This is a genomic window from Shimia aestuarii (assembly GCF_022814865.1).
GTDB classification, from domain to species: domain Bacteria; phylum Pseudomonadota; class Alphaproteobacteria; order Rhodobacterales; family Rhodobacteraceae; genus Shimia; species Shimia aestuarii_A.
Genome location: NZ_JAKVRD010000017.1, coordinates 1 through 24329, shown reverse-complemented (window position 1 = coordinate 24329; position 24329 = coordinate 1). Strand labels below are relative to the sequence as shown.

Annotated in this window: 23 protein-coding genes and 2 pseudogenes; 8 read left to right on the top strand and 17 right to left on the bottom strand. The window is 58.4% G+C overall.

All coding sequences use genetic code 11. The features are described 5' to 3' along the window. Position 1: 1 nt before the first annotated feature. The 4 genes from MK745_RS14900 to lnt are packed head-to-tail and all read left to right on the top strand — an operon-like array spanning position 2 to position 3311. Positions 2-460: a DUF411 domain-containing protein gene (locus MK745_RS14900; RefSeq protein WP_007803465.1), complete on the top strand. Its 459-nt coding sequence runs from the start codon at positions 2-4 to the stop codon at positions 458-460. Positions 461-482: 22 nt separating this feature from the next. Beyond that, positions 483-1265 carry a ZIP family metal transporter gene (locus tag MK745_RS14895; RefSeq protein ID WP_054540603.1) on the top strand — a complete coding sequence of 261 codons (783 nt, stop codon included), beginning with the start codon at positions 483-485 and terminating at the stop codon, positions 1263-1265. A gap of 4 nt (positions 1266-1269) precedes the next feature. Beyond that, a complete protein-coding gene (gene lspA, locus MK745_RS14890; RefSeq protein ID WP_007803461.1) occupies positions 1270-1743 on the top strand; it encodes a signal peptidase II in 474 nt (157 codons plus the stop codon). Next, positions 1740-3311, top strand: a complete 1572-nt coding sequence (lnt, locus tag MK745_RS14885; RefSeq protein ID WP_009807490.1) for an apolipoprotein N-acyltransferase — start codon at positions 1740-1742, stop codon at positions 3309-3311. Before lspA ends, lnt begins: the two co-directional genes overlap by 4 nt. 261 nt (positions 3312-3572) lie before the next feature. Here lnt and mntR read toward each other — a convergent pair whose 3' ends face one another. Beyond that, positions 3573-4031: a manganese-binding transcriptional regulator MntR gene (gene mntR / locus MK745_RS14880; RefSeq protein ID WP_008327326.1), complete on the bottom strand. Its 459-nt coding sequence runs from the start codon at positions 4029-4031 to the stop codon at positions 3573-3575. Between the two features lie 97 nt (positions 4032-4128). Between mntR and MK745_RS14875 the strand changes: the two genes are divergently transcribed. After that, positions 4129-4404, top strand: a complete 276-nt coding sequence (locus MK745_RS14875) for a hypothetical protein (RefSeq protein WP_012187175.1) — start codon at positions 4129-4131, stop codon at positions 4402-4404. Here MK745_RS14875 and MK745_RS14870 read toward each other — a convergent pair. Beyond that, a complete protein-coding gene (locus MK745_RS14870; protein WP_207287124.1) occupies positions 4398-6752 on the bottom strand; it encodes a heavy metal translocating P-type ATPase in 2355 nt (784 codons plus the stop codon). The two genes, MK745_RS14875 and MK745_RS14870, sit on opposite strands and share 7 nt — an antisense overlap. A 177-nt stretch (positions 6753-6929) precedes the next feature. Between MK745_RS14870 and MK745_RS14865 the strand changes: the two genes are divergently transcribed. Then, a complete protein-coding gene (locus MK745_RS14865) occupies positions 6930-7217 on the top strand; it encodes a hypothetical protein (RefSeq protein ID WP_431978980.1) in 288 nt (95 codons plus the stop codon). A 47-nt stretch (positions 7218-7264) separates the two neighbouring features. On the opposite strand, the gene MK745_RS14860 is transcribed toward MK745_RS14865, so the two are convergent. The 3 genes and pseudogenes from MK745_RS14860 to MK745_RS14850 form a co-directional block, all read right to left on the bottom strand. After that, entirely contained in the window at positions 7265-7930 is a 666-nt protein-coding gene (locus MK745_RS14860) for a L,D-transpeptidase (RefSeq protein ID WP_007803448.1), read from the bottom strand. A 193-nt stretch (positions 7931-8123) separates the two neighbouring features. Then, positions 8124-8846: a cytochrome c biogenesis CcdA family protein gene (locus MK745_RS14855; protein WP_007803446.1), complete on the bottom strand. Its 723-nt coding sequence runs from the start codon at positions 8844-8846 to the stop codon at positions 8124-8126. Then, a pseudogene (locus MK745_RS14850) lies at positions 8834-8953 on the bottom strand (IS5/IS1182 family transposase); the annotation flags it as partial. The gene MK745_RS14855 and the pseudogene MK745_RS14850, both read right to left, overlap by 13 nt. Positions 8954-9062: 109 nt before the next feature. On the opposite strand from MK745_RS14850, the gene MK745_RS14845 reads away from it, so the two are divergent. Then, on the top strand, positions 9063-9707 hold the full coding sequence (locus tag MK745_RS14845; protein ID WP_054540602.1) for a hypothetical protein: 645 nt from the start codon (positions 9063-9065) through the stop codon (positions 9705-9707). A gap of 7 nt (positions 9708-9714) precedes the next feature. On the opposite strand, the gene MK745_RS14840 is transcribed toward MK745_RS14845, so the two are convergent. From MK745_RS14840 to MK745_RS14785, 12 genes and pseudogenes are all read right to left on the bottom strand, one after another. Continuing rightward, positions 9715-11052 (bottom strand): APC family permease, encoded by a 1338-nt coding sequence (locus MK745_RS14840; RefSeq protein WP_243614086.1) that lies wholly within the window; start codon positions 11050-11052, stop codon positions 9715-9717. Positions 11053-11100: 48 nt separating this feature from the next. Continuing rightward, positions 11101-13389 carry a copper-transporting P-type ATPase gene (locus MK745_RS14835; RefSeq protein WP_431978981.1) on the bottom strand — a complete coding sequence of 763 codons (2289 nt, stop codon included), beginning with the start codon at positions 13387-13389 and terminating at the stop codon, positions 11101-11103. 135 nt (positions 13390-13524) lie between these two features. Continuing rightward, positions 13525-14445, bottom strand: a complete 921-nt coding sequence (gene lgt / locus MK745_RS14830) for a prolipoprotein diacylglyceryl transferase (protein WP_243614084.1) — start codon at positions 14443-14445, stop codon at positions 13525-13527. Between the two features lie 96 nt (positions 14446-14541). Then, positions 14542-14928: a DUF302 domain-containing protein gene (locus MK745_RS14825; protein ID WP_243614083.1), complete on the bottom strand. Its 387-nt coding sequence runs from the start codon at positions 14926-14928 to the stop codon at positions 14542-14544. 141 nt (positions 14929-15069) lie between these two features. After that, complete coding sequence (locus MK745_RS14820) at positions 15070-15669, bottom strand: calcium-binding protein (protein ID WP_243614082.1); 600 nt, start codon at positions 15667-15669, stop codon at positions 15070-15072. A 263-nt stretch (positions 15670-15932) separates the two neighbouring features. Next, positions 15933-16598 carry a L,D-transpeptidase gene (locus tag MK745_RS14815; RefSeq protein ID WP_243614110.1) on the bottom strand — a complete coding sequence of 222 codons (666 nt, stop codon included), beginning with the start codon at positions 16596-16598 and terminating at the stop codon, positions 15933-15935. Positions 16599-16639: 41 nt separating this feature from the next. Further along, positions 16640-17152 carry a disulfide bond formation protein B gene (locus MK745_RS14810; protein ID WP_243614081.1) on the bottom strand — a complete coding sequence of 171 codons (513 nt, stop codon included), beginning with the start codon at positions 17150-17152 and terminating at the stop codon, positions 16640-16642. A gap of 113 nt (positions 17153-17265) precedes the next feature. Further along, complete coding sequence (locus MK745_RS14805) at positions 17266-18528, bottom strand: multicopper oxidase family protein (RefSeq protein WP_279391823.1); 1263 nt, start codon at positions 18526-18528, stop codon at positions 17266-17268. A gap of 123 nt (positions 18529-18651) precedes the next feature. After that, positions 18652-19811 (bottom strand): IS3 family transposase gene (locus MK745_RS14800; RefSeq protein ID WP_243614079.1). Its coding sequence is split into 2 segments (ribosomal slippage): positions 18652-19562 and positions 19562-19811, totalling 1161 coding nucleotides; the frame shifts between segments, so codons are not numbered across the junction. A 64-nt stretch (positions 19812-19875) separates the two neighbouring features. After that, positions 19876-20496: pseudogene (locus MK745_RS14795) on the bottom strand (IS6 family transposase); the annotation flags it as partial. A 154-nt stretch (positions 20497-20650) separates the two neighbouring features. Then, positions 20651-21355, bottom strand: a complete 705-nt coding sequence (locus tag MK745_RS14790; RefSeq protein WP_243614078.1) for a copper resistance protein B — start codon at positions 21353-21355, stop codon at positions 20651-20653. Between the two features lie 25 nt (positions 21356-21380). Then, positions 21381-23138: a copper resistance system multicopper oxidase gene (locus tag MK745_RS14785; RefSeq protein WP_243614077.1), complete on the bottom strand. Its 1758-nt coding sequence runs from the start codon at positions 23136-23138 to the stop codon at positions 21381-21383. An 825-nt stretch (positions 23139-23963) separates the two neighbouring features. On the opposite strand from MK745_RS14785, the gene MK745_RS14780 reads away from it, so the two are divergent. Continuing rightward, the gene (locus tag MK745_RS14780) at positions 23964-24239 is read left to right on the top strand and encodes a copper-binding protein (protein ID WP_243614076.1); all 276 of its coding nucleotides are present in this window, start codon (positions 23964-23966) and stop codon (positions 24237-24239) included. Positions 24240-24329 lie beyond the last annotated feature (90 nt).

The window sequence follows — 24329 nt, the reverse complement described above, 5'->3', positions numbered from 1 at the left end:
CATGAAACGATTTACTCCCGCCCTTGCCATCGCATTTGCCTTGCTTCCTGCGGCGCAGGCCGTCGCAGAGGCGATTCAGATCGACGTCCGGAAGACAAACGGCTGCGGCTGTTGCCTGTCCTGGATGAAGCACCTCGAGGAGAATGGCTTCGCGCCGATGGGCGAGGACATGTTCGGAGGATCTCTTGTGCGCTTCAAACTCGACAATGGCGTGCCGCAGCGCATGGTCTCCTGCCATACGGCTTTGGTCGACGGCTATGTGATCGAGGGCCACGTGCCGGCGGCTGACATCCAACGCCTGCTGGAGGACCGGCCAGACGCGGTAGGCCTGGCGGTGCCGGGAATGCCCTACGGGTCGCCCGGCATGGGACCGGAGGACGACCGGGAGGCTTACGATGTCTTCCTGATCCACGAAGACGGATCGACCGAGGTCTACACCAGCTACTCGGCTCCTGACTGAACTCGCGGCAGAACCTTAACAATTGGAACCCCTCTCCCCCATAGCGCTTGGCTTTCTTGGAAGCCTGGCCGCCGGATCGCTGACCGCGGTCGGGGCGGTCCCCGTTCTTTTTGGGCGCATCCCGTCCCGGGCCACGCGCGATCTGCTGCTTGGCTTCGCGGCGGGTGTCATGCTCGCGGCTTCGTTCTTCTCGCTGATCATCCCGGCTCTCGACGCAGCTGAAGGACAGTTCGACAACGGTGCTCTCCCGGCGGCCATCGTATGTGTTGCGATCCTGCTTGGCATGGGCGCGGTCGCTCTGATGAACGAACGGCTACCGCATGAACATTTCAAGACGGGGCGGGAAGGTCCCGACGCCGCATCGCTGCGGCGCGTCTGGCTTTTCATCATCGCGATCACTATCCACAATTTTCCCGAAGGGCTTGCCGTCGGCGTCGGGTTCGGGGCTGACGGTTTGTCGGGCGGGTTGCCACTTGCGATCGGTATTGGATTACAGAATGCCCCCGAAGGTCTGGCGGTGGCGGTTTCGTTGCTCGGCGAGGGCTATTCCAGGCTTCGCGCCTGGGGCATCGCCGCTCTGACCGGTCTCGTCGAGCCCGTCGGTGGACTTCTCGGCGCAGGGATTATCAGTCTTTCGCAACCGCTGCTGCCCTGGGGTCTCGCCTTCGCAGCAGGTGCGATGCTCTACGTCATCAGCCACGAGATCATTCCGGAAACCCACCGATCCGGCCATCAGAACAGGGCGACGCTCGGCCTCGCCGTTGGTCTTGTGATCATGTTGTTCCTCGACGTCTGGCTGGGATAAGCTGATGAGAACTTGCCTCTTCGTCGGTCTGCTTGCTGCGCTGATCGCCTTTCTTGTCGATCAGGCAACGAAGGCAATCGTTGTGTCCAATGCGACTGTTCTTAGTTCCGGCGTATCGGTCTTTCCCGGCTTCAATCTCATCTACCTGCGCAATGACGGAGTGACCTTCGGGCTTCTCGGCGGCGCGCCGTGGTGGAGCCTTGTCTTACTGGCGCTTGGCATCTGCGTCTGGCTGGCGTTCATGCTGGTCCGTACCAGCAGCCGGGTCGAGGCCATTGCCTATGGTGCGATCATCGGCGGTGCACTCGGCAATATTCTGGACCGCCTGCGCTATCGTGCGGTGACGGATTTCCTCGATTTCTACATCGGGACGGCGCACTGGCCTGCCTTCAACATGGCCGATGTTTTTGTGGTTGGCGGCGTGATGCTGCTGCTCATTGCGCCGTGGGTTGGCGCTCGACTTCAGACCGATTCATGAAGCCGGGATTGCCGCAGTTCGTTAGTGAGGACCTGAACCTGTTCCAGCGCATGGGTCTTGCCCTTGCTGCCGGCGGATTGACGGTTTTGACTCTTCCGCCGTTTTCTTGGCTCATCGCGGTCCCTGTCGCCTTCTCCGTGCTCTTTATCGTTCTCCGGAACATCTCAACCTCGCGCGCTTTCCTTGTCGGTTGGGCTTTCGGACTGGGCCAATTCGGGATTGGAATTTCCTGGATCGCCGAGAGCTTTTACGTCGATGCCGAACGTTTCGGCGCACTGGCGATTCCGGCGGTCGCGGGTCTGTCCGCCGGACTTGCCATCTTCCCGGGCATGGCGGCGATGCTTTTTGCCGCCATCATGCAGCGCCGAGCTGTCGGCGGCATTGCGGCGGGCCTGCTGTTTGCAACCTGCTGGGTGGCCACGGAATGGCTGCGGGGTCATGTCCTGACAGGGTTTCCCTGGAACCTTGCCGCTTATGCCCTTGTCGACTATGCCGCCCTGCGCCAACCCGCCGCCTGGGTCGGAAGCTACGGTTTGGGCTTTCTCACGGTCTTCATCGGCATATTGCCAGGTGTGTTGACTGTGGCGGCGCCAAAGAGACGCGCGCCTGTTCTCGTGCTCTTCGCCGTTGCTGTGGCGGGTTTCTGGGTTGGCGGTGCGCTTCGGTCAGGGCAGGACGTGCCGCCGACAGACGTTGCTTTGCGCATCGTCCAAGGCAATGTGCCACAAGTCGAGAAGTGGGTACCGGGCAGCCGCCAGCGAACCTTGGAAAAATACCTGGGCTTGTCCGCGCAACCCGGACGTTTCGATTTGCTGCTTTGGCCGGAAACGGCCTTCCCCGGCTTTCTGGACGAAGATGCTGCGGCACGCGCGCGGATATCTGCAGCTTTGCCAGACGGCAGGATCCTACTGACAGGTGCGCCTGACCGAGTGGAGGGCGATGGGGGAACCAGATATTTCAACACGGTTCAGGCCTATGACGGCAGCGGCGAGGTTCTGACGGGGTATGCAAAACATCATCTTGTTCCGTTCGGGGAATATGTGCCCCTGAAAGGCTGGCTGCCCATCGAGCGGCTGACCGAAGGGTTGGGCGATTTCACGCCGGGACCAGGGCCGCGCACGCTGGCGATCCCTGGCGCGCCTCTGGTCGCGGTGGCGATCTGTTACGAGATCATCTTTCCGGGCCACGTGGTCGATGACCTTTTCCGCCCCGACTGGATATTCAACGCCACAAATGATGCCTGGTTCGGAACCAGCATCGGACCCGAGCAGCACCTCGCCTCCGCGCGGATGCGCGCGGTCGAGGAGGGACTTCCCGTGGTCCGGGCGGCCAACACTGGGATATCCGCGATCATCGACGCCAATGGAAATGTCGTCGCGCGTCTTGATACCGGGGAAACAGGCACCATTGATGCCGGCCTGCCGGGCGCGCGTACTCCAACGCCCTATGCGCGGTTCGGCGACTGGACCTTGTTGGTTCTTGTTTTTGGGTGCTGGGTCTTCGGCTGGCTGGCCAGTTTGCTCGGACGAGATCCCGATGCGCGGCATTTTGGAACGGAGGTATCCTGATGCTTGTGATCGTGAGCGCTATCGGAGGCGCGATCTGGGGTGGCTATCTGGCACGACGGAGGAGGGGGAATCACCTGGATATCCTCCAATATGCGGTAGCGTCTGCGATCGCCTTCGGACTTGTCGCCCTGTTTGCAACCATCGTGCTGTCGCGGGTTCTCGGCTAGCGAGCTTCGAAATTGCGCAAACGTGTCAGCGGCTTGAAGACCTGATAGCTCGAGGTCCCGATAGAGAATCGCGCGAATGTGCATCTAGGCGAGCTCATTTCTGATTGAGCCGTCGCTCGAACGCCTCCAATGTCGTCCCGCTGACGTGATGCTCGATCCCTTCCGCATCGCGTTCCGCGGTCTCTTCGTCGATTCCCAGGCTCAGAAGAAAGGCGACGACGACCCTGTGGCGGCGTCGACAGATCTCCGCGAGGTCCTGCCCGGCATCGGTGAGGAATATCGCGCGGTATGGCTCCCGCCGGACCAGACCAGCAGCCTTGAGCCGCGAGATGTTCTTGGTCACGGTCGGCGGCTTCACGCCAAGCCGCTCGGCGATCTCGACCGGTCTGGCCTCCCCGCGCGTCTCGATCAGTTCCGCGATCAGTTCGACGTAATCCTCCGCCATCTCGCTTTCATGTGCCTGACGCACGGTCGCAAAGCCATCGGCCTGCGCCTCGGGAGCCCGGTCGACCGCTTCGAATGGCTCACGCCCTTGTGATTGTAGCTTTGTCATACTCGGGACTTTGCAGCGAAACAGCGGGATTGACAACTTGTTTGCTTCGGGTAGATAAGTTAGCCATGTCTAACTTTTTACTTTGGAGGCCGTGGTGATGCGAAATATTATGAGAGTGCTGCTCGCCACACTCGCAAGTGCGCTCCTCCTGTCCGGACCTGTCGCCGCGACGCCGGCCAAGGAGGCGCCTTGGCTTCCCGAGGCAGCGGCCTACCGTCTGACGCTCTTTCTTGGAAATCTCGAGCCTCTGCCCTGGGACGACATCGAGACCGCCTGGACGGAACCCTACCGGGGTTCGGAATTCTCTGTCGGGGCGCTGGCGTGGCTGGACCGCAAAAGCGATATCGAGCTACCGAAACCGCCGGATCAATGACCGTGCGCCAGTGCTCCTTTCGCCATCTGCTCGCCCACCGGTTCTCCGCCTGAAGGCCCGGCCTCAACCTGATGGCCGTTCAGGAGCCGAAGTGCGTTGGCGACCACCAGCAGAGACACCCCTACATCCGCAGCAATGGCGCCCCACATTGAGGCCATACCGAACGCGGTCAGCCCGACGAACAGCGCCTTGGTCGCCAGCGATATGCCGATATTCTGGTGGATGATCGTCATGGCACGGCGCGAATGGCCGATAAGCCAGGGTACCTTGCCGATGTCGTCGGTCATCAGCGCGATGTCGGCCGTCTCGATCGCGGCATCCGATCCGACAGCGCCCATGGCGATGGCATAATGCGCCCGCGCCATGGCCGGTGCGTCATTCACACCGTCGCCGATCATCGCCACCATGTCGTGGCTTTCGACGAGTTCCTCAATGGCCGTCACCTTGTCTTCTGGCAAAAGTTCGGCGCGCACCTCGTCGATGCCGACTTCGGCTGCCACCGCGCGCGCGGTGCGTTCGTTGTCGCCCGTCAACATCACGATGGTCTTCACACCCTGCGCATGCAGACGCGCAACGATCCCCTTTGCATCTGGGCGGATGCGGTCGCGAAGCTCCAGTACGCCGGTCACGCCGGTCTCGTCACCCACGGCAACGAGGGTGCTCCCTGCCCCTTCGATCCGATCCCGCAGATCCGCCGGAATGGCATTGCCGAACCCCTTCTCTTCGGCGAAGCGATCCGAGCCGAGCCAGATAGCGCGCCCGTCGGCGCGTCCTTCCAGACCGCGCCCGGGCACGGTACGGGTGTCCTCTGCGGCAGACACGGAAACACCATCGGCTTCGGCGCGCGAGAGGATGGCGCGTGCCAGCGGGTGTGAAGACCGCGCCTCCAGGCTTGCTGCCAGCGCCATGAGATCGCGTGCGGAAACGCCGACCAGTGGGTGAACCGCCGCCACCTCAGGCTCGCCCATGGTGATCGTCCCGGTCTTGTCCATCGCCAGTGCCGTGGTCCGCCCCGGCGCCTCGACATAGGCGCCGCCCTTGATGAGCACCCCCGCCCGTGCCGACGCGGTCAGCGCTGCCACGATGGAGACCGGCGTAGAAATGACCAGCGCGCAAGGACATGCGATGACCAGAAGGACCAGAGCATTGTAGAACCAGTAGTCCCAGGCGCCGCCGAGCAGCAGTGGCGGCACCAGCGCGATGGCGATCGCCAAAGCCATCACGATGGGTGTGTAGATGCGCGCGAACTTGGCCACCCACTGTTCGACCGGCGCGCGGCGGGCATGGGCATCGCCCACCATGCGAATGATTTTCGCGAGCACCGTGTCCGAGGCGGCCTTCGTCGCCCGCACCGTCAGTGTGCCCTCGCCGTTGATCGTGCCGGCATAGACCTCGTCGCCTGGTTCCTTGGGCACTAGCGCGCTTTCCCCAGTAATTGGGGCCTGATCGACGGCCCCTGCCCCGTCCACGACCTCACCGTCGAGGGGGATCCGGTCGCCGCCGCGCACGATAAACCTTGCATTGACTGCCACGGCCGCGGCCGGAACGTCGGATTCAGATCCGTCGTCGTAAAGAACCCGCGCCGTTGGCGGCGCCAGATCGAGGAGCGCGGAAACCGCATTACGCGCCCGCCCCACGCTCCAGCTCTCAAGATAAAGCGAAAGCGAGAAGAAGAAGGCGACCGTCGCGGCCTCAAAAAACTCGCCGAGGCCGATGGCGCCCGCGACGGCCACCACCATGAGCAGGTTCATGTCGGGGCTAAGCCTCCGCGCCGAAGACCAGGCCTTGGGCGCGACAAGCCAGACGCCAAAAAGAATCGCGACGGCGAAGATCCCTGCTTCCACCATAGGCATAGGCACCTCGCCATGGCCCGCAAAGAGCCCGAGCGCGCCGCCCATGCCGGTCTCGACAATGTGAAAAAGGAATCCCGCCGCCCAGAAGCCGCCGCTCAACGAGGTAAAGCGCTTCTGACGTGCCAGATGCGCCGCCTGGTCCTCTGCTGCGTTGTCGGCATCCCATGGCTTGGCGCTCATGCCGGTCGTTGCGACCAACTGCGTGACTTCGTCGTCTGGTATCCTCTCGGCGCTATCGAGGATGGTCATTCGCCCGTTGATCACGTCGAATGCCAGGTGTTCGGTTCCGCCCACTTTCGGCCCGACAACCCGGTTCAGGATCGCCACCTCTTCGGCGCAATCGAGCCCGGAGACCTGAAAGCTCCTTCCGCCAGACGGCGCTGGCGCCGTGGACGCGACGTCCTTGCTGGCGTCGCAACAGGAGTTGCCTCTTGGGTCAGAATGCTCTTGATCACCCGGATGGCCGTGATCGTTGCGGTTGCCGTCGGAAGACATGGATTGACCTCAGGATTCATTGATTCCACATTGACATAGCCCCTACAGTAACTAGAGCTTCAAGGGCAACAAGTGGATATTCGTCCAGCAAGAAAGGCGCCCTGCGGAGGCTTGAAGCTAGCCGCCCCCTTGAAACGACGCGGTTGGAGCAACGCTTGCCGGTACGAAGCGATCAGAATGAGTGAGGTAGACATGCAGAAACGAAACGCGCCGAATATCGCAGCGACATTGGTGCTTGCTGGCTGCGCGGTGCCAACGCTGGACGACGGCGGCGCTCGCAACGAAGTGGGAAGTGTTCCCGAGGCCGTCATTGCCCTTGCTGCGCCTGGTCAGGATCTCACCACGGCGCGGCTTCGTCCCGAGGATGGCTGTTATTGGTATGAACACAGCGGTCCGGTGGAAAACACCTTGGTTCCGCTACGCTCGGCAGGTGGCAACCCCATCTGCACTTCGCGCCAGTCCTGATCAGCCCATAGATGCGTCAAGCCCACGCGTAACACATGATGCGCCAGTCAACTTCTCGGGGTGACGCTGTCTTCCGCCGAGTACAGGAATGCCGTCGAGCCAATCTCGACGTTGGGATAGAGATCATTGATGTGTGCCATGACCATTCGGACGCAGCCGGAACTCGCACGGCCGCCAATGCTTCTTGGATACGGTGTCCCGTGAATCCTTAGATAGGTGTCTCGGTCGCCGACGAAGAGATAGAGGGCTCGCGATCCGAGCGCGTTTTCAGGTCCGGGTTCCATACCGTCAGCGATATCGGCGTAGAGCTCTGGGTCGCGGTCGATCATGTTTTGTGTCGGCTGCCAATGCGGCCACCTGACCTTGCGCTTGATCGTATAGGTGCCCGGTTCGTAAAGTTTACCGCGCGCGATCGCCACGCCATAGCGCATCGCCGTGCCGCCTTCTTCGATGTGGTAGAGATAGCGCGCAACAGCATCGACATGGATATCACCGGGTACAAGTCCGTCCTTCGCGAGGACCCGCTGTGGCAGGAAGCGAGGGTGAAGGCCCCAAGGGTTGGACGTGGCCGGGTCGTAGCCGGGAGGTGTAACCTGTGCGTCCCAAGCTGCCTTCTGCGCATCGGTAGGCCACGTGTCTGCAAGGAGCGGGCTGGATATCGATGCCGAAAACAGCGCGGTGGTCGTCTGGATGAAATGTCGTCTTGTCAGCATATAGATTGCTCCGTTCACGCATTGGACGGCAAACCGAACCTTACCCCGAACGCAGTGTTGTTCGCCCGGGAAGGAGTGAGGCGTTATTGGCAACTTGCTCCATGGTGCCGTTCTTTGTCGGTGGCTTAACTCCTAAAGCTACTAGAGGTTCAAGAAAATTTTCTGTTATCAATAGACGCTGCTACTAATGGAGCTATCCGATCCGTCCCAGAACCGGAAATACGTCGAGCATCCAGTATGACAGCGCGCTCAACTGCCCTGTCATCATCGCCAGCCCCATCAAGATCATCACTATGCCCGCAAGCTGGTGGAGGCGGCGGCCAACCCGGCCGATGGCCCGCAACCGTCCCGCGATCTGGTCGGTGAATCCGGCCACGATCAGAAACGGTATTCCAAGGCCGGCGGAATAGACGGCAAGCAGCATGATACCTTCGCCCATCGTGGCACTCGCCGCACTGGCTGTCAGGATCGCGCCGAGGATCGGGCCGATGCACGGAGTCCAGCCGAAACCGAAGGCAAGACCGAGGACATAGGACGCAGCGGGTTGGCCCCCGGGGATGTTGAGATTGAATCGGAAGTCGCGTTCCATGACCGAAACACGCGCGGCTCCTATCATGAAGAGCCCGAAGAAAATGATGATGCCGCCCCCAACGAGGTTGAGTTCATACCGCCACCGAAGCAGGGCCTGACCCATTGCAGTCGCGGATGCGCCAAGTCCCATGAAGATGGTGGAGAAGCCGAGGACAAAACACAGGCTTAGCCAGACCGCGCGCGACGGCGAAGCGCCGACCACCCCGCCCTCAGCGGCTGTGCGCCCGGTTACGTAGGAGACATAACCTGGCACAAGAGGTAGCACGCAGGGGGACAGAAATGATATCGTGCCGGCTAGGAGGGCGGCGGTGAGGGCGCGCGCCAAGTGATGTCTTCGTCGACCCAGATCAGCAGGGACCCCCGCTTGCGCAGCGATGCGTTGTAGCTGGACCAGTTGGTCGTACGATAGCGGGCGGGAGATGGGTTGCTCATGGAATGCGGCTAACAGCATGGGTTCGCGAAGGGAATCCTGAGGCGTCAGACTTGTGCAACAACGCCCCGTATCATCGACCTAGTGGTGCCCACATGGCAGGCTATTTCAATGGATAGATTTTTCTCTATCAGTATGCCCGCGGCTCAGTTTGTTAGAAATGTCCTGCTGTTCAGCTTCGCTGCATTACTGCCGGTCCTGTTGTTCTACGTCTTACTGGCTCCGGGCTTTGCTCCGGCTCTTGCTGCCGGCGGACCGGCACTCATGCGCTTTCTAAGGCAGGTTGCGACCAACGGTTTGCCCGTGGTTTTTGCCGTCAACTATGTCAGTTTTTTCCTTTTCGCTATGACAAAGCAACCAAAGGCGGGCTCAAGAGACACGGCGTTTTTCGTGCTGGTCGATGTCTTGCTCAGAGCCCTTCTCTTTCCAGGTCTCCACGTGCTGATATACGTTCTATCTGCCGACTGGTTCGGGTCATTCGGCGGCAATCGTTCAACCGCTTTGGCGGTTGTATCCCCGACTCTTGCGCGTTCGGCGTTTTTCGAGAACATCTCCGGCGTTTACCTCTATGCGACTATGATAAGCGCGTTGCCGCTCTACGTCTCGGCTTTCGGGCGGTCGGAATTTCTTGGACCGGTTGTACGTCGCTTGCCCATGAACACGGGCGTGATGCTGCTTGCCCTGGCTGCGTTTGCCTTGTCGGTCGGGCTGATCACGATCGGCGCACAAGGCATCGCATCTCTTCAGGCCAGGTGATGGCAGGCTAATCACCGTGGGCGTGGGCGGGGGCGGGGGCGACTTGCGGTGCCACCCATTGCGACAAGTAAACGCGCTCGAAGGCGAACACAGCGATCATCCCGACAGCGGCGTAGAGAACGATCATCGGGTCGCTTTGAAGCTTCATCACGGTGAAAGCTGCCAATACAACTACATCGAGCGACAGGGCAGTCAAAAGCACGATACCGGAGGCGCCGACGTCTGTTCGACGATAGCGGAACACGCCCCAATGTATGATCATGTCCATGACTAGGTAGAAGAAAGCACCGAGGGATGCGATTCGGCCCAGGTCGAAAAGCACGGCCAGCGCTGATGCGATGACAACGGTATAGACCAGCGTGTGGCGTTGGATTGGGCCGGACATACCGAAGTGGCTGTGCGGGATCATTTCCATGTCGGTCAACATCGCCAGCATACGCGACACCGCGAAGACGCTGGCCAGAACGCCCGATGCGGTTGCGACAGCGGCCAGGATCACCGTCAATATGAAGCCGGTTTGTCCAAGGGCGGGCTGCGCCGCTTGTGCCAGTGAATAGTCCCGCGCCGAAATGATCTCCTCGATCGTCAGACTCGAACCGACCCCGAAGGCGACCAACAGGTAAACGACGACGCAGATTCCGATCGAGAACATGATCGCTCGCCCAACGTTGCGGTTGGGTTCGGTGATCTCGGCCCCGCTGTTTGTGATCGTTGTGAACCCTTTGAAGGCGAGGATGGCCAGCGCCGTAGAGGCGATGAACCCGGTGAGCCCGTAGGATTGAAGCGTCTCGGAGGCCGCGGCGAACGCAAAACCACTGGACCACAGGGCCGCGATGCCGAACAGAGCTATGCCTCCGATCTTGATCGCTGCCATGATCAGCGAGAACAGCCCGACCGAGCGGTTTCCGGCGATGTTCACCAAAAAGGCGAAAATGATCACGGCCACGGCCAGAGCGGGGACCAGTGGGCCACCTTCGATATCGAAAGGGCGCAGGACATAGGTGGCGAAGGTTCGCGCGACGAGGCTTTCCGCGATCACCATGCTGAGCGCCATCAGCAACGCGGCCCCGCCTGCGATGGCTCCGGGGCCATAGCATTTTTGCAGGATCATGGCGATGCCACCCGAGGAAGGCCATTTGTTCGACATCCTGATATAGCTGTAGGCGCTGAAGCTTGTGACGACCGCGCCGGCGATGAATGCAAGCGGGAATAGAGGGCCGGCGAGCTGCGCGATTTGCCCCGTCAACGCAAAGATTCCGGCGCCGATCATCACGCCTGTTCCCATCGCAATGGCTCCGCCCAGACTTATGGAACCTTCGCGGTACGTGTCTTGATCGCTCTGCATAAATGATCCCCTTTTAATTTTGGTTCGTCCGAACGCTGTTGCGCGCTTCTAGATACGAACGCCGCGAAGGCGCAGCGAATTGAGCACCACCGAGATTGACGACGCGCTCATGGCGAAGGCAGCAAACATCGGACTGATGAGGATGCCAAAGAAGGGAAACAGAACTCCCGCCGCGACCGGCACTCCGGAGGCATTGTAGATCAGCGCGAAGAACAGATTCTGGCGGATGTTGCGCATAGTGGCCCGAGCCAGCCGCCGCGCGCGCACGATACCGTCGAGGTTGCCCTTGACCAGCGTGATGCCCGCGCTTTCGATGGCCACATCTGCGCCGGTGCCCATCGCGATGCCGACATCGGCCTGCGCGAGCGCGGGGGCGTCGTTGACGCCATCCCCGGCCATGGCGACCTTGCGGCCCTCGGCCTGCAATTCCTTGATGATCCGCGCCTTGTCCTCCGGCAGCACGTCGGCCCGGATCTCGTCGATGCCGAGCCGCGCGCCGATGGCCTTGGCCGTGCGTTCATTGTCGCCGGTTGCCATTATGACCCGGAATCCCAGCTCGTGCAGGTCCTTGATGGCTACGGGCGTCGTTTCCTTCACCGGGTCGGCGACACCGACAAGACCGGCGATCTCACTGTCCAGCACCACGAACATCACCGTCTCGCCTTCGTCGCGGCGGGCGTTGGCCTTGGCGGTCAGGTCGCCTGCCTCAAGCCCCAATTCGCGGATCATCGCCAGATTGCCGAGGGCGACGGCCTTGCCGTCTACGACCCCCTTTACGCCCTTGCCGGTAACCGCCTCGAAGTCGTCGGCATCGGCCATCGTGACGTTACGCGCCTCCGCGCCCCTGACGATCGCTTCGGCGAGAGGGTGCTCCGATCCGCGCTCAAGCGATGCGGCGAGACGCAGGACTTCGGCTTCGTCGTGGCCGGGTTGCGGGAGTACGTCGACAAGCCGCGGTTTGCCTTCGGTCAACGTGCCGGTCTTGTCGACGATCAGGGTATCGACTTTCTCGAACCGCTCCAGCGCCTCGGCGTTCTTGATCAGCACCCCGGCCTGAGCCCCCCGTCCCGTCGCCGTCATGATCGACATCGGTGTCGCCAGGCCAAGCGCACAGGGACAGGCGATGATCAAAACCGCGACGGCGGAGACGAGTGCATAAGACAGCGCAGGCGCGGGCCCCCAGATCGCCCAGGCGATGAAGGACAGGACCGCGATACCGATGACGGCCGGAACGAAATAACCCGCCACCTTGTCGGCATATTTCTGGATCGGGGCGCGCGAGCGCTGCGCGTTCGACACCATCTCGACAATTTGAGCCAGCATCGTGTCGGACCCGACACGCGTCGCCTCCATCACCAGACTGCCAGTGCCGTTGATCGTCGCACCAGTTACCGGGTCGCCTTCGGTCTTCTCGACCGGCACAGGTTCACCGGAGATCATGCTTTCGTCGATCGAGGACCGGCCGTCCAGAACCACGCCATCGACAGGCACTTTATCGCCGGGCCGCACGCGCAGACGGTCGCCGACCTGTACGTCCTCCAGCGGAATCTCCTCCTCGGAGCCATCGTCCCGCATGACCCGCGCGGTCTTGGCGGCCATGTCGAGAAGCGCACGGATCGCCTTACCGGTTCCTTCACGTGCGCGCAATTCCATCACCTGACCGAGCAGCACGAGCGTCACGATCACCGCCGCCGCCTCGAAGTAGACGCCGACATGGCCTTCGAAGTCTCGGAACCCATCAGGGAATATGTCCGGTGCGAGAACGGCAACGACGCTGAAGAGCCAGGCGGCAAGAACGCCCATGCCGATCAGGGAGAACATGTTGAGGTTCAACGTGCGGAACGAAATCCATCCGCGTTCCAGAAACGGCCAGCCGCACCACAAGACCACTGGCGTTGCCAGGATCAATTCGATCCATTGTGTAGTGCTTTCGCCAAAAAAAGTCCGGACTGCGGGGAAACCGACGAATGGCCCCATCGTGAGGACAAGGAGAGGGATCGTCAGGACTGTGCCGACCCAGAACCGCCGTGTGAAATCCACCAGTTCGGGATTTTGACCTTCATCGCCCGGCACACCGGATTCCAGTTCCAATCCCATACCACAGATCGGACACGCGCCCGGATCAGGCTGCCGCACCTCAGGGTGCATCGGGCAGGTGTAAATGGGACCATTATGCCCTGTAGGAACCAGATCATAACGGCCATCGGCCGGCGTGGCATGCGCGTGGTGGTTGTGATGATCATGTGCTGAATGGACATCGAGCTCCGATTCCGGCACGAGATGCATTCCGCATTTCGGACAATTGCCGGGCTCAACCTGTCGCACCTCAGGGTGCATGGGGCAAACGAATACCGAAGAAGTCGCTGTGGTTTGAGAACTGTCGGGGGTGCTCATTTTGCGGTCCTTTCCGAGAATGCTTCTCTTGCCTAAGGCTTCCATCCACAGGAAGGTCAAGAGAGATCAGTATGGAGATTACATTGCGGCTCTGCGGGGTGGCGCTTTCCGGCCCCATACCCGCCTGGCGAACACGATCAACGCCAGCCCGACCAACACCATCGGCATGGAGAGCAACTGGCCCATCGTCAAACCCCACTCACCAAAATGAAACGCATGGCCAATCGGGTTGTCCGCCGTCACAAATTGTTGGTCCGGTTGCCGGAACATCTCGACGAAACTTCGGGCAAGACCATAGCCGGTCAGAAACACGCCAGCCAAGGCACCGGGCATTTTCAGCCAGCCCCGGCCCCAAGCGAGATAAATGAGCAGCATTCCAAGAATGAGCCCCTCCAATAGCGCCTCATACAGCTGCGACGGGTGTCGCGCGCAGAGGTCGCTAATCCCTGGGCAGGCCTGCGCGACTTCGCCGGGAAAGATCACCGCCCAGGGAACGTCCGTTGGACGCCCCCACAACTCATTGTTGGTGAAGTTCGCCAGCCTCCCAAGAAACAAGCCTGGTGGTGTTGCCAAAGCCAGCAAGTCGCCAGTGCTGAGCAATGACGCGTTCTGTCTAAGGCAGAACAGCAAGGCCGCAATGACAACGCCCGCGAACCCCCCGTGGAAAGACATGCCGCCTTGCCAGACCATCAGAATTTCCAAGGGATTGGCGAGATAATATGCGGGCTGGTAGAACAATACAAAGCCCAGACGCCCGCCAGCAATCACGCCGATGATAATCCACGTCAGAAGATCTTCGATCTGCGTTCGGTCAAGCGGCGGTCCAGCTGACGTCCAGAGCGCTGGACGGCTTATGGCACTCAAACAAATGCGCCAGCCAATCAGGATACCGAAGATATAGGCTAGCGCGTACCAGCGGAGTGCAAATGTGACCCCCCCGATGTCGAAGGAGAAGAGGTCGGTTCCGATGTCCGGAAATGGCAAAGCCGCTGGCAACACTGGGTGAGTTCCTAATAAAAGACAGATGTGGGTTCAAATGGCATTGATCGAGCAATGCCAAAGGTGCTCAATCGGGGATAGGATATCCAATCCCCATCACGCGGCGTCGAGGGCGTCCCGGAGTAGATCGCGGACTTCGCCGGCGACCGCGGCCAGGTCTTCGTTCTGTACCGCCTGCATCGAAGCGACAGGATCGACGGCGCTGATTTCGGTACCGCCGTCCACTTGCCGCAGGATCACGTTGCACGGGAGCATCGCGCCGATACGAGGCTCGATCTCGATGGCTTTGTGCGCCATGCCCGGATTACAGGCCCCCAGGATGCGGTAGGCTGGCATATCCACATCCAGCTTGTTTTTCATCGTCGCCTTGACGTCGATCTCGGTCAGAACGCCGAATCCCTTGTCTGACAGAGCGTCTCGGACGCGCATCTCCGCGTCATCGATATTGGTATCTTTCAAGACGCGATCATGGGTATATGACATGGGTTTTTTCCTTTCCGTTTCTAAAACTGTCTGCCTACGGAGGCTGAACGCCTCATGCCGCTGTTGGGTTCAATGTCCCACCGGCGTATGGTTTTGGCGCTTCGAGAAAGGGTGCCGGTAAAAGAACCGGCACGCCACGACTCAGTTGTCCTGCATCATGGTGCCGTCGCCCATGCCCTGGCCATTGCCGGGCCGCACGGGCGCGTCATCTGCCATGTTCGACCGAATCATCTGCATCCGTTCCATCCTATCGGCCGGAGCGGCCATCTCTTCCGGCGTCACCGCGCCGTCGCCATCGGCATCGAGGTGTTGGAAGCGATCAACCATCATTTCGCGGATCATCGCGCTGTGGAGAGCTTCAAACTCGGCAATAGAGAGGTTTCCATCCCCGTCGCTGTCAAACTCGGAAAGCTTTGACTGAAGCTGCGTGCGCATCTCTGTCGGCGCGGTTGTGCCGTCTCCATCAGTGTCGAACATTTGCATCATGCCGCCACCCATGCCTGGGCCCATCATGCCGCCGCCCATCATGCGGCCGCCCATCATGTTTCCGTGCATGCGCGTCATCATGTCCATCATGCCGCCCATCTTTCCCATCATGTCGGGACAACTGTTCTGCATCATGCTCGGTCCGCTCTGGGCACCGAATTGCCCCCCACGCCCGTGGTTGGCATCCGCAAATGCAGCACCGCCGATAGCAGTTGCAGCCAGCGTCATTGCAGCGAGTATTGTGTTGCGCTTCATTTCGATCACCTCGTGTCAGTGTTGCGATACAAATCATATGGGCGGCACCTGCTTTTACGGAATGCCACGCGAGCCGGTGTTTTGTATCGCGAGGTCACAAAGGCGGGGTCTGTTACAAATTGCGACAAATCAGTTCGGGGCGAACGCTCCTCTTCATCTGAGACATGCGATATCCAGAAAAAAGGTGTCGAGGAGCCGTATACCAACCGAAAACGACGCGGGACTCGGCGGGTGAGCCAAAGACGCGCCTTCCGACGAATAGATCAGCTTCGAGCGGTAACGCTGTCCTCGGCCGAGTAGAGGAACGCCGTCGATCCGATAGCGACATTCGGATAGAGATCATTGATTTGGGCCATCACCATGCGCACGCATCCTGAACTGGCCCGGCCGCCAATGCTGCGTGGGCTCGGTGTTCCGTGAATTCGAAGGTACGTATCCCGATCTCCGACGAATAGATACAAAGCCCTGCTGCCCAAGGCATTGTCGGGGCCAGGCTCCATACCATCGGCAAACCGTTCGTAAGCCTCCGGATCGCGTTCGATCATCGATTGTGTTGGCGTCCAGTGCGGCCATTCGACCTTTCGGCGGATCGTATAGGTGCCGGGTTCATAGAGATCGCCCTTGGCAATCGCGACCCCGTAGCGCATCGCGGTGCCACCCTCCTCAATATGGTACAGATAGCGCGCGATCGCATCGACGTGAATGTCACCCGGGCGCAAACCGTCATTTGCCAAAACGCGTTGCGGCAACAGCCTGGGATGCAGCCCCCATGGGTTGGATGTTGCCGGGTCATAGTTGGCGGGCGTGACCTGCGCATCCCACGCCGCTTTTTCGGCTTTCGTCGGCCAGGTCTTCGCGAACACAGGTGAACTCAGAGACGCTGAAAACAACGAACCGGAGAGTGCAAGGAAGTGTCGTCTTGTAACCATGAAACGAAGCCCTTTGCTGTTCTTGATGGATGTGAGACGATTCAAGAAACGTCCGCGGCCTCATACCACCGACCCTTTTGATGCCTTGCGATTGCGACCAACCAGAGACAAGCAAGGACACCGCTCAGGATCGCGTTCCAACTGGCCATGGACAACGTCAGAAATTCCCAGACAACCTCATCGCACAGAATCAGAGTCGGATCACTTGAACTGGCAGAGGGCAGCAATTCCGATACCGACATTTGAGAGACATCGAGGCCGGATCCCGTGCAAGACGTCGGTCCCTCCCACCAGCCGCGCTCGACACCGGTATGAAACGCCCCCAACGCGGATGTGCTCAGTGCCGATAGGGCGCCGATTATCAGGATTGGCAGGACCGGAAGAGCGAGGAGCAACAGAGCCCCCATTCCAATGGCGATTGCGTGTGGGTAGCGTTGCCAGATGCACATTGCGCACGGCGCGTAGCCTAGAGCCTGGAAAACGAACGCCCCGAACAGCAAGGCGGCTGATCCTGCCGCCGCAATCCTGCCCAGAGATTTTGGTGTCAGGGTCAATGAACGCTCCCGTTGGCAATCGATGGACCTGTTTCTCGCTTGTCAGGCTACGTAAACGGCAGAAGGCCTGTTATCATTCAGATATTTGTAACGGTATGTATCCGTCTCGACCCTCAGCCGACTTTGATCCACGTGGCCATTCCGTCGGCTTGGTGGCTCAACATGTGGCAATGCAGCATCCACGATCCCGGATTGTCTAGGACGACCAGAATGTCCTGCGTCTCGCCGATATCCAGATAGATCGAGTCTCGGTATGGACCGGCTTCACCCGCCGCATCGAGTTCCCAGAAATGGTGGCCATGCAGATGCATGACATGTGGAAACTCGGTTTCGTTGCGGATCGAAATACGCGCGGTCGTCCCCTGCGCGACGGATAGGAAAGGGGTTCGAGGCAGGCCCGATACGTCATTGAGCGCCCATGTCGCCGTGCCGCTGTGGGACGCGCTTCCCGCACCTCCCTGGAGCACCAGCTCCGCGGTTTGGCCGGGGTCTTTGGGGGCGGGCATTCGGTTGGCGGGCAACGCGGTGATGGGCGTTTTCGCAGGGTCACGGGAACCGGAAACTGTGATTACGCCAAGGCTCAACGTCCGCTCTCCAAAGCTGTCGTCGAATCTAATAGGCCCGGTCGCATCACCGATCACGTCGCATCTTTGCCCCGGAGCGAGTAGAATTGGTTCAAGTGCCCGTGGATGCGCCAGGGGCATGCCATCCAGTGCAACGATCTTGCCTTCCAAACCATCCAGGCTGACACGGTAAACCCTATCGATTGAAGGGTTTATGAGACGCAGCCGCAGACGGTCGCCTCGCTTTACGATTTGGCCGGTTCCATTGCTAACATCAGCCATCACCAAGTTTCCTATGCGGCCCTCGGTCGAGAAATGGGCCGCATTGAACTCATCTTCGTATTGTCCAGCCTCATCCAGCAAGACATCGAAGAACTGAACAACAATGTCATGATCGACAGCGGGCACATTTTTCTCCTCGACGATGAACGCACCGAACAGTCCTCTACCAACCTGTTCATAAGACAGGTAATGCGAGTGATACCAAAACGTGCCAGCATCCGGGACGCCAAATTGATAACGATATGAATCGCCCGGAATGACTACATCCTGGGTGAGTACGTTCACACCATCCATCCGATTTGGAACCCGCAACCCATGCCAATGGACAAGCGCGCCCTCATCCAAGCGGTTCTCAAGGATAATTTGGACATTTTGCCCTTGTCTCACCCTGATCTCAGGGCCTGGCAGACCGCCGTTGAAGCCCAGCATCGACACGTCTTGCCCTCTGAAGCGAGCCTTGATCTCTTGTGGCGCGAGGACCAATTCGGAAGGCGCTGCTGACAAGCGGGTACCAGCCAGTGCAAACGTCATTCCTCTAAGGAAAGCTCTCCTGGTCAAAGACAATTTTGCCACCTCATCGTCACATTACTGGTTTTCACCAATCACCGAGTATTTGCCATATTCAAGGTGACCTGCCCCCCGATGGTCCCTCATTCATAACGAGAGTCTGCGGGTCTGGTTTTCATATTCCTCGGTTTCGGTTTGGGCAAGCGCGTCGGGCGCGGAGCCCTCAAATTGCTCAAGCGTCCGGCGCGCTTCTGTGGGTGTCTTGTTGCTGAGCGATGAGTGCGGTCTGACATTGTTGTAGTCGTAGCGCCAAAGCGCCAGCTTGCGCCGGGCATCGTCCAAAGTGTCGAACATCTCTTCATTCAAAAGTTCGTCGCGCAGGCTGCCGTTGAATGACTCGATGAAGGCATTCTGCTGTGGCTTGCCCGGGTCGATGTAGTGCCAGTCCACGTCGTTGTCGTTGGCCCATTTCAGGATGGCCCGACTGGTGAACTCTGTCCCATTATCGCTGACAATGCTGGCAGGCTTGCCATAGATGCGAACTAGCGCATCCAGTTCCCGCGCCACACGGGCGCCCGAGATACTGGTATCGGCCATCAGGCACAGGTTCTCGCGGCAGCAATCATCGTTCACTGCCAAGATGCGGAACCGGCGTGAAGCACCGAACGTGTCGGACAGAAAGTCCAACGACCAGCGTTCGCCCGGCCTCAGAGCTTCTGGCATTGGCGTCCGCGATCCTCGCGCCCGTTTCCGGCCCCGTCGACGCCTGACGCCCAGCTTCTCCTCCGTGTAAAGCCGATACAGCTTCTTGTGGTTCATGATCATTCCCTTGCGCTCCAGCATCACCCCGATCCGCCGGTAGCCGAAGCGACGGCGCTTGGCCGCGACGGCTTTCATCTCCTTGCGTATCTCGGGGTTGTCCGGCGGGCGTTCGCGCCGGACCGTCTTCGGATCGACACCGACAAGTCGGCAGGCCCGGCGTTGCGAGATATCGTGATCCCGCATCGCGCGACGCGCTGCCTCTCGCCGCTCATTCGGCGTCGTTAGTTCTTTCCCAGAAGATCCTTCAGAACAGCATTGTCCAGCATCGTATCGGCCAGCAGGCGCTTGAGCCTGGCATTCTCGTCTTCCATCGCCTTCAGCTTCGAGACGTCGGACACCTCCATGCCGCCATACTTCGACTTGTATTTGTAGAACGTGCCCTGGCTGAGACCGTGCTTGCGGCACACCTCCGCCGTCGGCATTCCAGCTTCCTGTTCCTTGATCATCCCGATGATCTGCGCCTCGGTGAAACGGCTCTTTCGCATTCGTTTGCTCCTTCAAAAGGTTGAGCAAACTCTACATCAGAACGAGGGAGGTTTCGGGAGGCAGGTCAAAGCGGTTGACGACGGAAGCGTGAACGGAGACGAATTTCTGTAAACTTCGCATGCGACGAAAACGGTGCATAGCACTTTCTCGTCGACGAAAAGGTAAATGTGAATTCTCAGCTCGATTGTTCCTCCAACGTCCAGTCTCTAGCCTGGCCACATTCCCAATAACCTTCATTGCGGCACCGTAAGAACACAATTTGTCGGTGACGATGACCTCCGGTTGACCATACTGTTTCATCGCTTTCTTCAAGAATTTAAAGGCTGCAGCGCGATCTCGGAACTTGGTGACGTAACTTTCGAGCACTTCGCCTTCGTGATCAACCGCACGCCACAAGTAATGCTGGACGCCGTAGATTTTCACAAACACTTCGTCCAAATGCCATTGCAAATTCGAGTAACACCGCATCCGGCTGGCCCGTTTTCTTCGGATCTCGGCTGCGAATAGTAGTCCAAATCTGTTCCACCAGAACCGGATGGTTTCATGGCTGACATCGATACCCCGCTCATGAAGAAGATCCTCCACATCGCGCAGAGAGAGTTGAAACCGGATTTACATCATCACCGCTAGGCGGATGATCTCGGGGCTGGTTTTGGAGTAGCGAAAAGGGGAGCGTTTTGGCATATTCAACCGCTAGTTGGTCGCCCTACCCGCCTCAAGCCTGTTTAATCTGACAATGCCCTTCAAGTTAAGCAAAAGTTCGCAACCGCATCACACGGGCTATGTATAAACTCAGCAAATGTGCACCGCTCCCACTTTACGCGGGAGCGGTCGATGATCAAAACATCATGCGAGTCCCGAAAACAATGGAAGTAACACCGTTTTTCTCGCCACTTGCTTGAATGAGGTCAGCGGTTCCACCAAAAGACTTCTCATAATTTACCCCAATGTACGGAGAGAATGCCCGACCAACCAAATCGTAACTGAGGCGCAATCCCGCTTCGACGGTTGCGCCACCCGCAGCCTGATCATAGGCGAGGTCATCCTGCAACGGCACAACCAGTTCAATACTGGGTATGAGAATAAGACGGTTAGTGATTAGGCCTTCGTACTCAGCTTCAAAACGGAAGAACGAATGATCTGACAAGTAGAAGTCTGCATCGATCTCTAAGAAACCAGGTGCCAGCCCCTTAAGACCCAATACAGCATTGTAGCGGTCGGGCAAGTCATCTGGTGTGCTTGCTTGAACACCAACAACGGCGTCAAAGAACGTTGAAATCGGGAACTGTAAACGCAACTGGTTTTCCAGGCCCTCAAACTCGCCGGACCCTTCAACAACTTCTCCCTCACTTCGCCAAACGAACTTTAGTTCATCAGTTCCTGCAACAACATCGAAGTCCCAAACAAAGACATTTTCATCGTTGTCGCCATTTCGATATTCAAGTCTCTCCGCCTGAAATCCGTAAATTAGTGGCTCTGCATGTGTCATCGACATCGTTGTGAGAAGTATACCGGCTGCACCGGCAATCGTATAAATTTGCATGATTTTTGTCCTTTTTTGGCAAGGGTTAGGCAGGGCCGCCGTTGACGACGACTTTCCTGAACATGCCCGCGTCTGCGTGGTACGAGAGGTGGCAGTGGAAAGCCCACTGCCCTGGCTCATCCACTTCGACATCCATATCGACCGTGGTTGCAGGGTTGACGTTCACCGTATGTTTGATCGGGTTCCGTGCGCCCTTGCCAACATCCAGAAGTGACCACATCCCGTGCAGGTGCATCGGGTGCGCCATCATCGTCTCATTGATGAAACGGATCCGTACCCGTTCTCCGTAATTCAGTATGATGGGTTCAGCATCATCGAATTTGATGTCATTTATCGACCAAATGTAGCGCTCCATGATACCTGTGAGGCGCAATTCAATTGTACGTGACGGCGCCCGATGTTTGTATCGAGGACGTGAAGCGGTCAGATCCGAATAGGACAAGAATTTTCCACCGTTGTAAGCCTTAGGGGTCAATCCGCTGCCTTCAGCATAGAATGGATCACCAGCGCCAGCCTGAACCATGTTGGAGTGGTCCATACCCGCCATGTTGGAGTGGTCCATACCCGCCATGTTGGAGTGGTCCATATCCGCCATATTTTGCATGACATGGTCACCCATTCCCATACCGTGCATCATGCCGCCCATGTCCGCCATTGTGAGCATCGGCTTAGGTCTGAGTGCTGGTACCGCACCGACCAGTCCTTCTTTGGGAGAAAGAGTTCCGCGAACCAATCCAGTTCGACCAACCGACTCGGCAATAATGCTGTAAGCTTTGTTTTCGCGTGGCTGTACGATAATGTCATAGGTTTCAGCAACGGCCACACGCAGCTCGTCCACCTTGATTGGCTTAACGTCGTTCCCGTCGGCCTGAACAACGGTCATTTTCAAACCAGGGATACGCATGTCGAAATAGGTCATCGCGGACGCGTTGATGATCCGAAGTCGTACCTTTTCGCCGGGTCGGAATAGTCCTGTCCAATTCTGCGATGTACTGAGTCCGTTAATCGAAGCGGTAAAGCCCTGCACGTCTTCAATGTCCGTTGGCATCATGCGCATGCGGCCCCACATCCCGCGCTCTCTTAAGGCGGCTTGCAGGCTGTCTTGACGCGAGTCTTTGATCAATGTTTGGAGAGTACGTTGCGAGCGGTTATAGTAGTCCGGCATTCTTTTGAGGTTGCGCATGATTTTACGACCGGGATGGGGGTGACTGTCTGCTAGCTGCACAACATAGTCGCGGTTGGCTCGAACCCTTTCACCGCCACGCGGTTCGATCACAATCGCTCCGTAGGCTCCGTCAGGTTCCTGGAAACCGGAATGGCTGTGAAACCAGTAAGTGCCAGCTTGGGTGATCGGGAACCGATATGTGAATGTTTCGCCTGGAGCGATACCGTTGAAGCTGATCCCTGGAACTCCGTCCTGACGGAAGGGAAGGATCAGCCCGTGCCAGTGGATCGATGTCGTCTCGTTGAGATTATTGGTGACATTAATGGTCACCTCTTCGCCTTCCTTGAAACGCAGGATTGTCGGCACCGAGCTGTTATTATAGCCAACCCCCCTCCGTCGAACATTTCCGATGTTCATCCGCACGCGGTCGACCGTGATATCGTAGGTTCCCTTGGATGAGATTTTCGGGGCCTGATGTGCTTGCAAAGCGGTTGGTACAGCGAGCGCCGCAGCTGCGGTCAGACCGAATTGACGCCGTGAAAGGCTACCGAGCAGGTCTTCTGAGGTACTCAGAGCCGTATCTGAGCGTGCGAGGAACTTTGCATTGAAAAAACGCATACTTTTTCCTTAGTAATGGGATCTTTAGGGTGTGCTGAAACTCACGGCCCTTAGAAAAGCGGACAGGATTTTCCGCTGTTCCGAAGAAGCCATTCCTGCATGTGTCCAAACTGTGGACAACGCGTATTCGGGAGCACAAGAATTGTCAGTTGCGCGATAGTTGGCTTAGAGCATCAACATGCACAGCATTTTACCCACGCGGGGGAGGCGAAGAAACCTCACCTGTCCAACTCTCAGCATTTCGTTCGCAAGGCACCTGCTCGTCTTTGCCTACAACATTATTCGGTCCAGAAGGCTTTTGAGATGCAGTGAAGTACATCGAGCATTGAGCGGCTGAATCGAAGCAAACTGCCTCTTTGGAAACAACGCTCATACGAGAAGGCGTACTATTCTCGGCGTCGGAGTGCGAGCATATTGCACCGACTGCGTCATGCCCCAAACCAGTCGCGAAAGAGGCTTGGGTTGCAAAGGCAGCGGAAAAGAACACAAGCGACAAAATACTCAAAATCTTCGCAAAACGTGTAGGATGCATGGTCGGATCTTTCGAATTACTCGAGAGACGTTTAGGCGTGACCCCTTTCAATGTAAACGATACAATTTGATACATTTAAGTCGGCCAGAATCCATTGATTTACCTCAAGTTACTGTCTCATTTGAAAGGCAGCCGATGCTTGCTTCAATACATCGCGGGAAACTGAAAATTGGGGGTAACACGCCTGAACGAACTCGATACTAGGCCAAAAAACAGTTTCCGTAGGAACGCAAAGTGGCCGTTCCCCGAATGACACTTTTTCCTAAACCGTAAACGCAGAAGGAACATCGAGCATGACGAAGAAAATCAACCCAAGAAGCAATAGAAAAATGAAGTTTCTTTCACTAACCACCGCAATAGTCGTTGCCGCAACGACCGCCTTTGCGGGCGGCGATCATGACATGACGATGGGCACAGTAACCAAACTTGATCGCAAATCGAACGTACTGACTTTAAACCATGGGCCAATGGCAAATATCAAAATGCCAGCAATGGAAATGGGATATGCGGTTGCTGATCCGTCGATGATGAAGGGGTCTGCTCCGGCTGAGTGCAGAATGACACCCTAAGACCGGACGTCACCTGCTTTTCCACCTGTATTCGCCTGTGAGCAGGATATGAGCCCATCCGAGCGGCGAGATATGCGCCAGAAGGTCTGG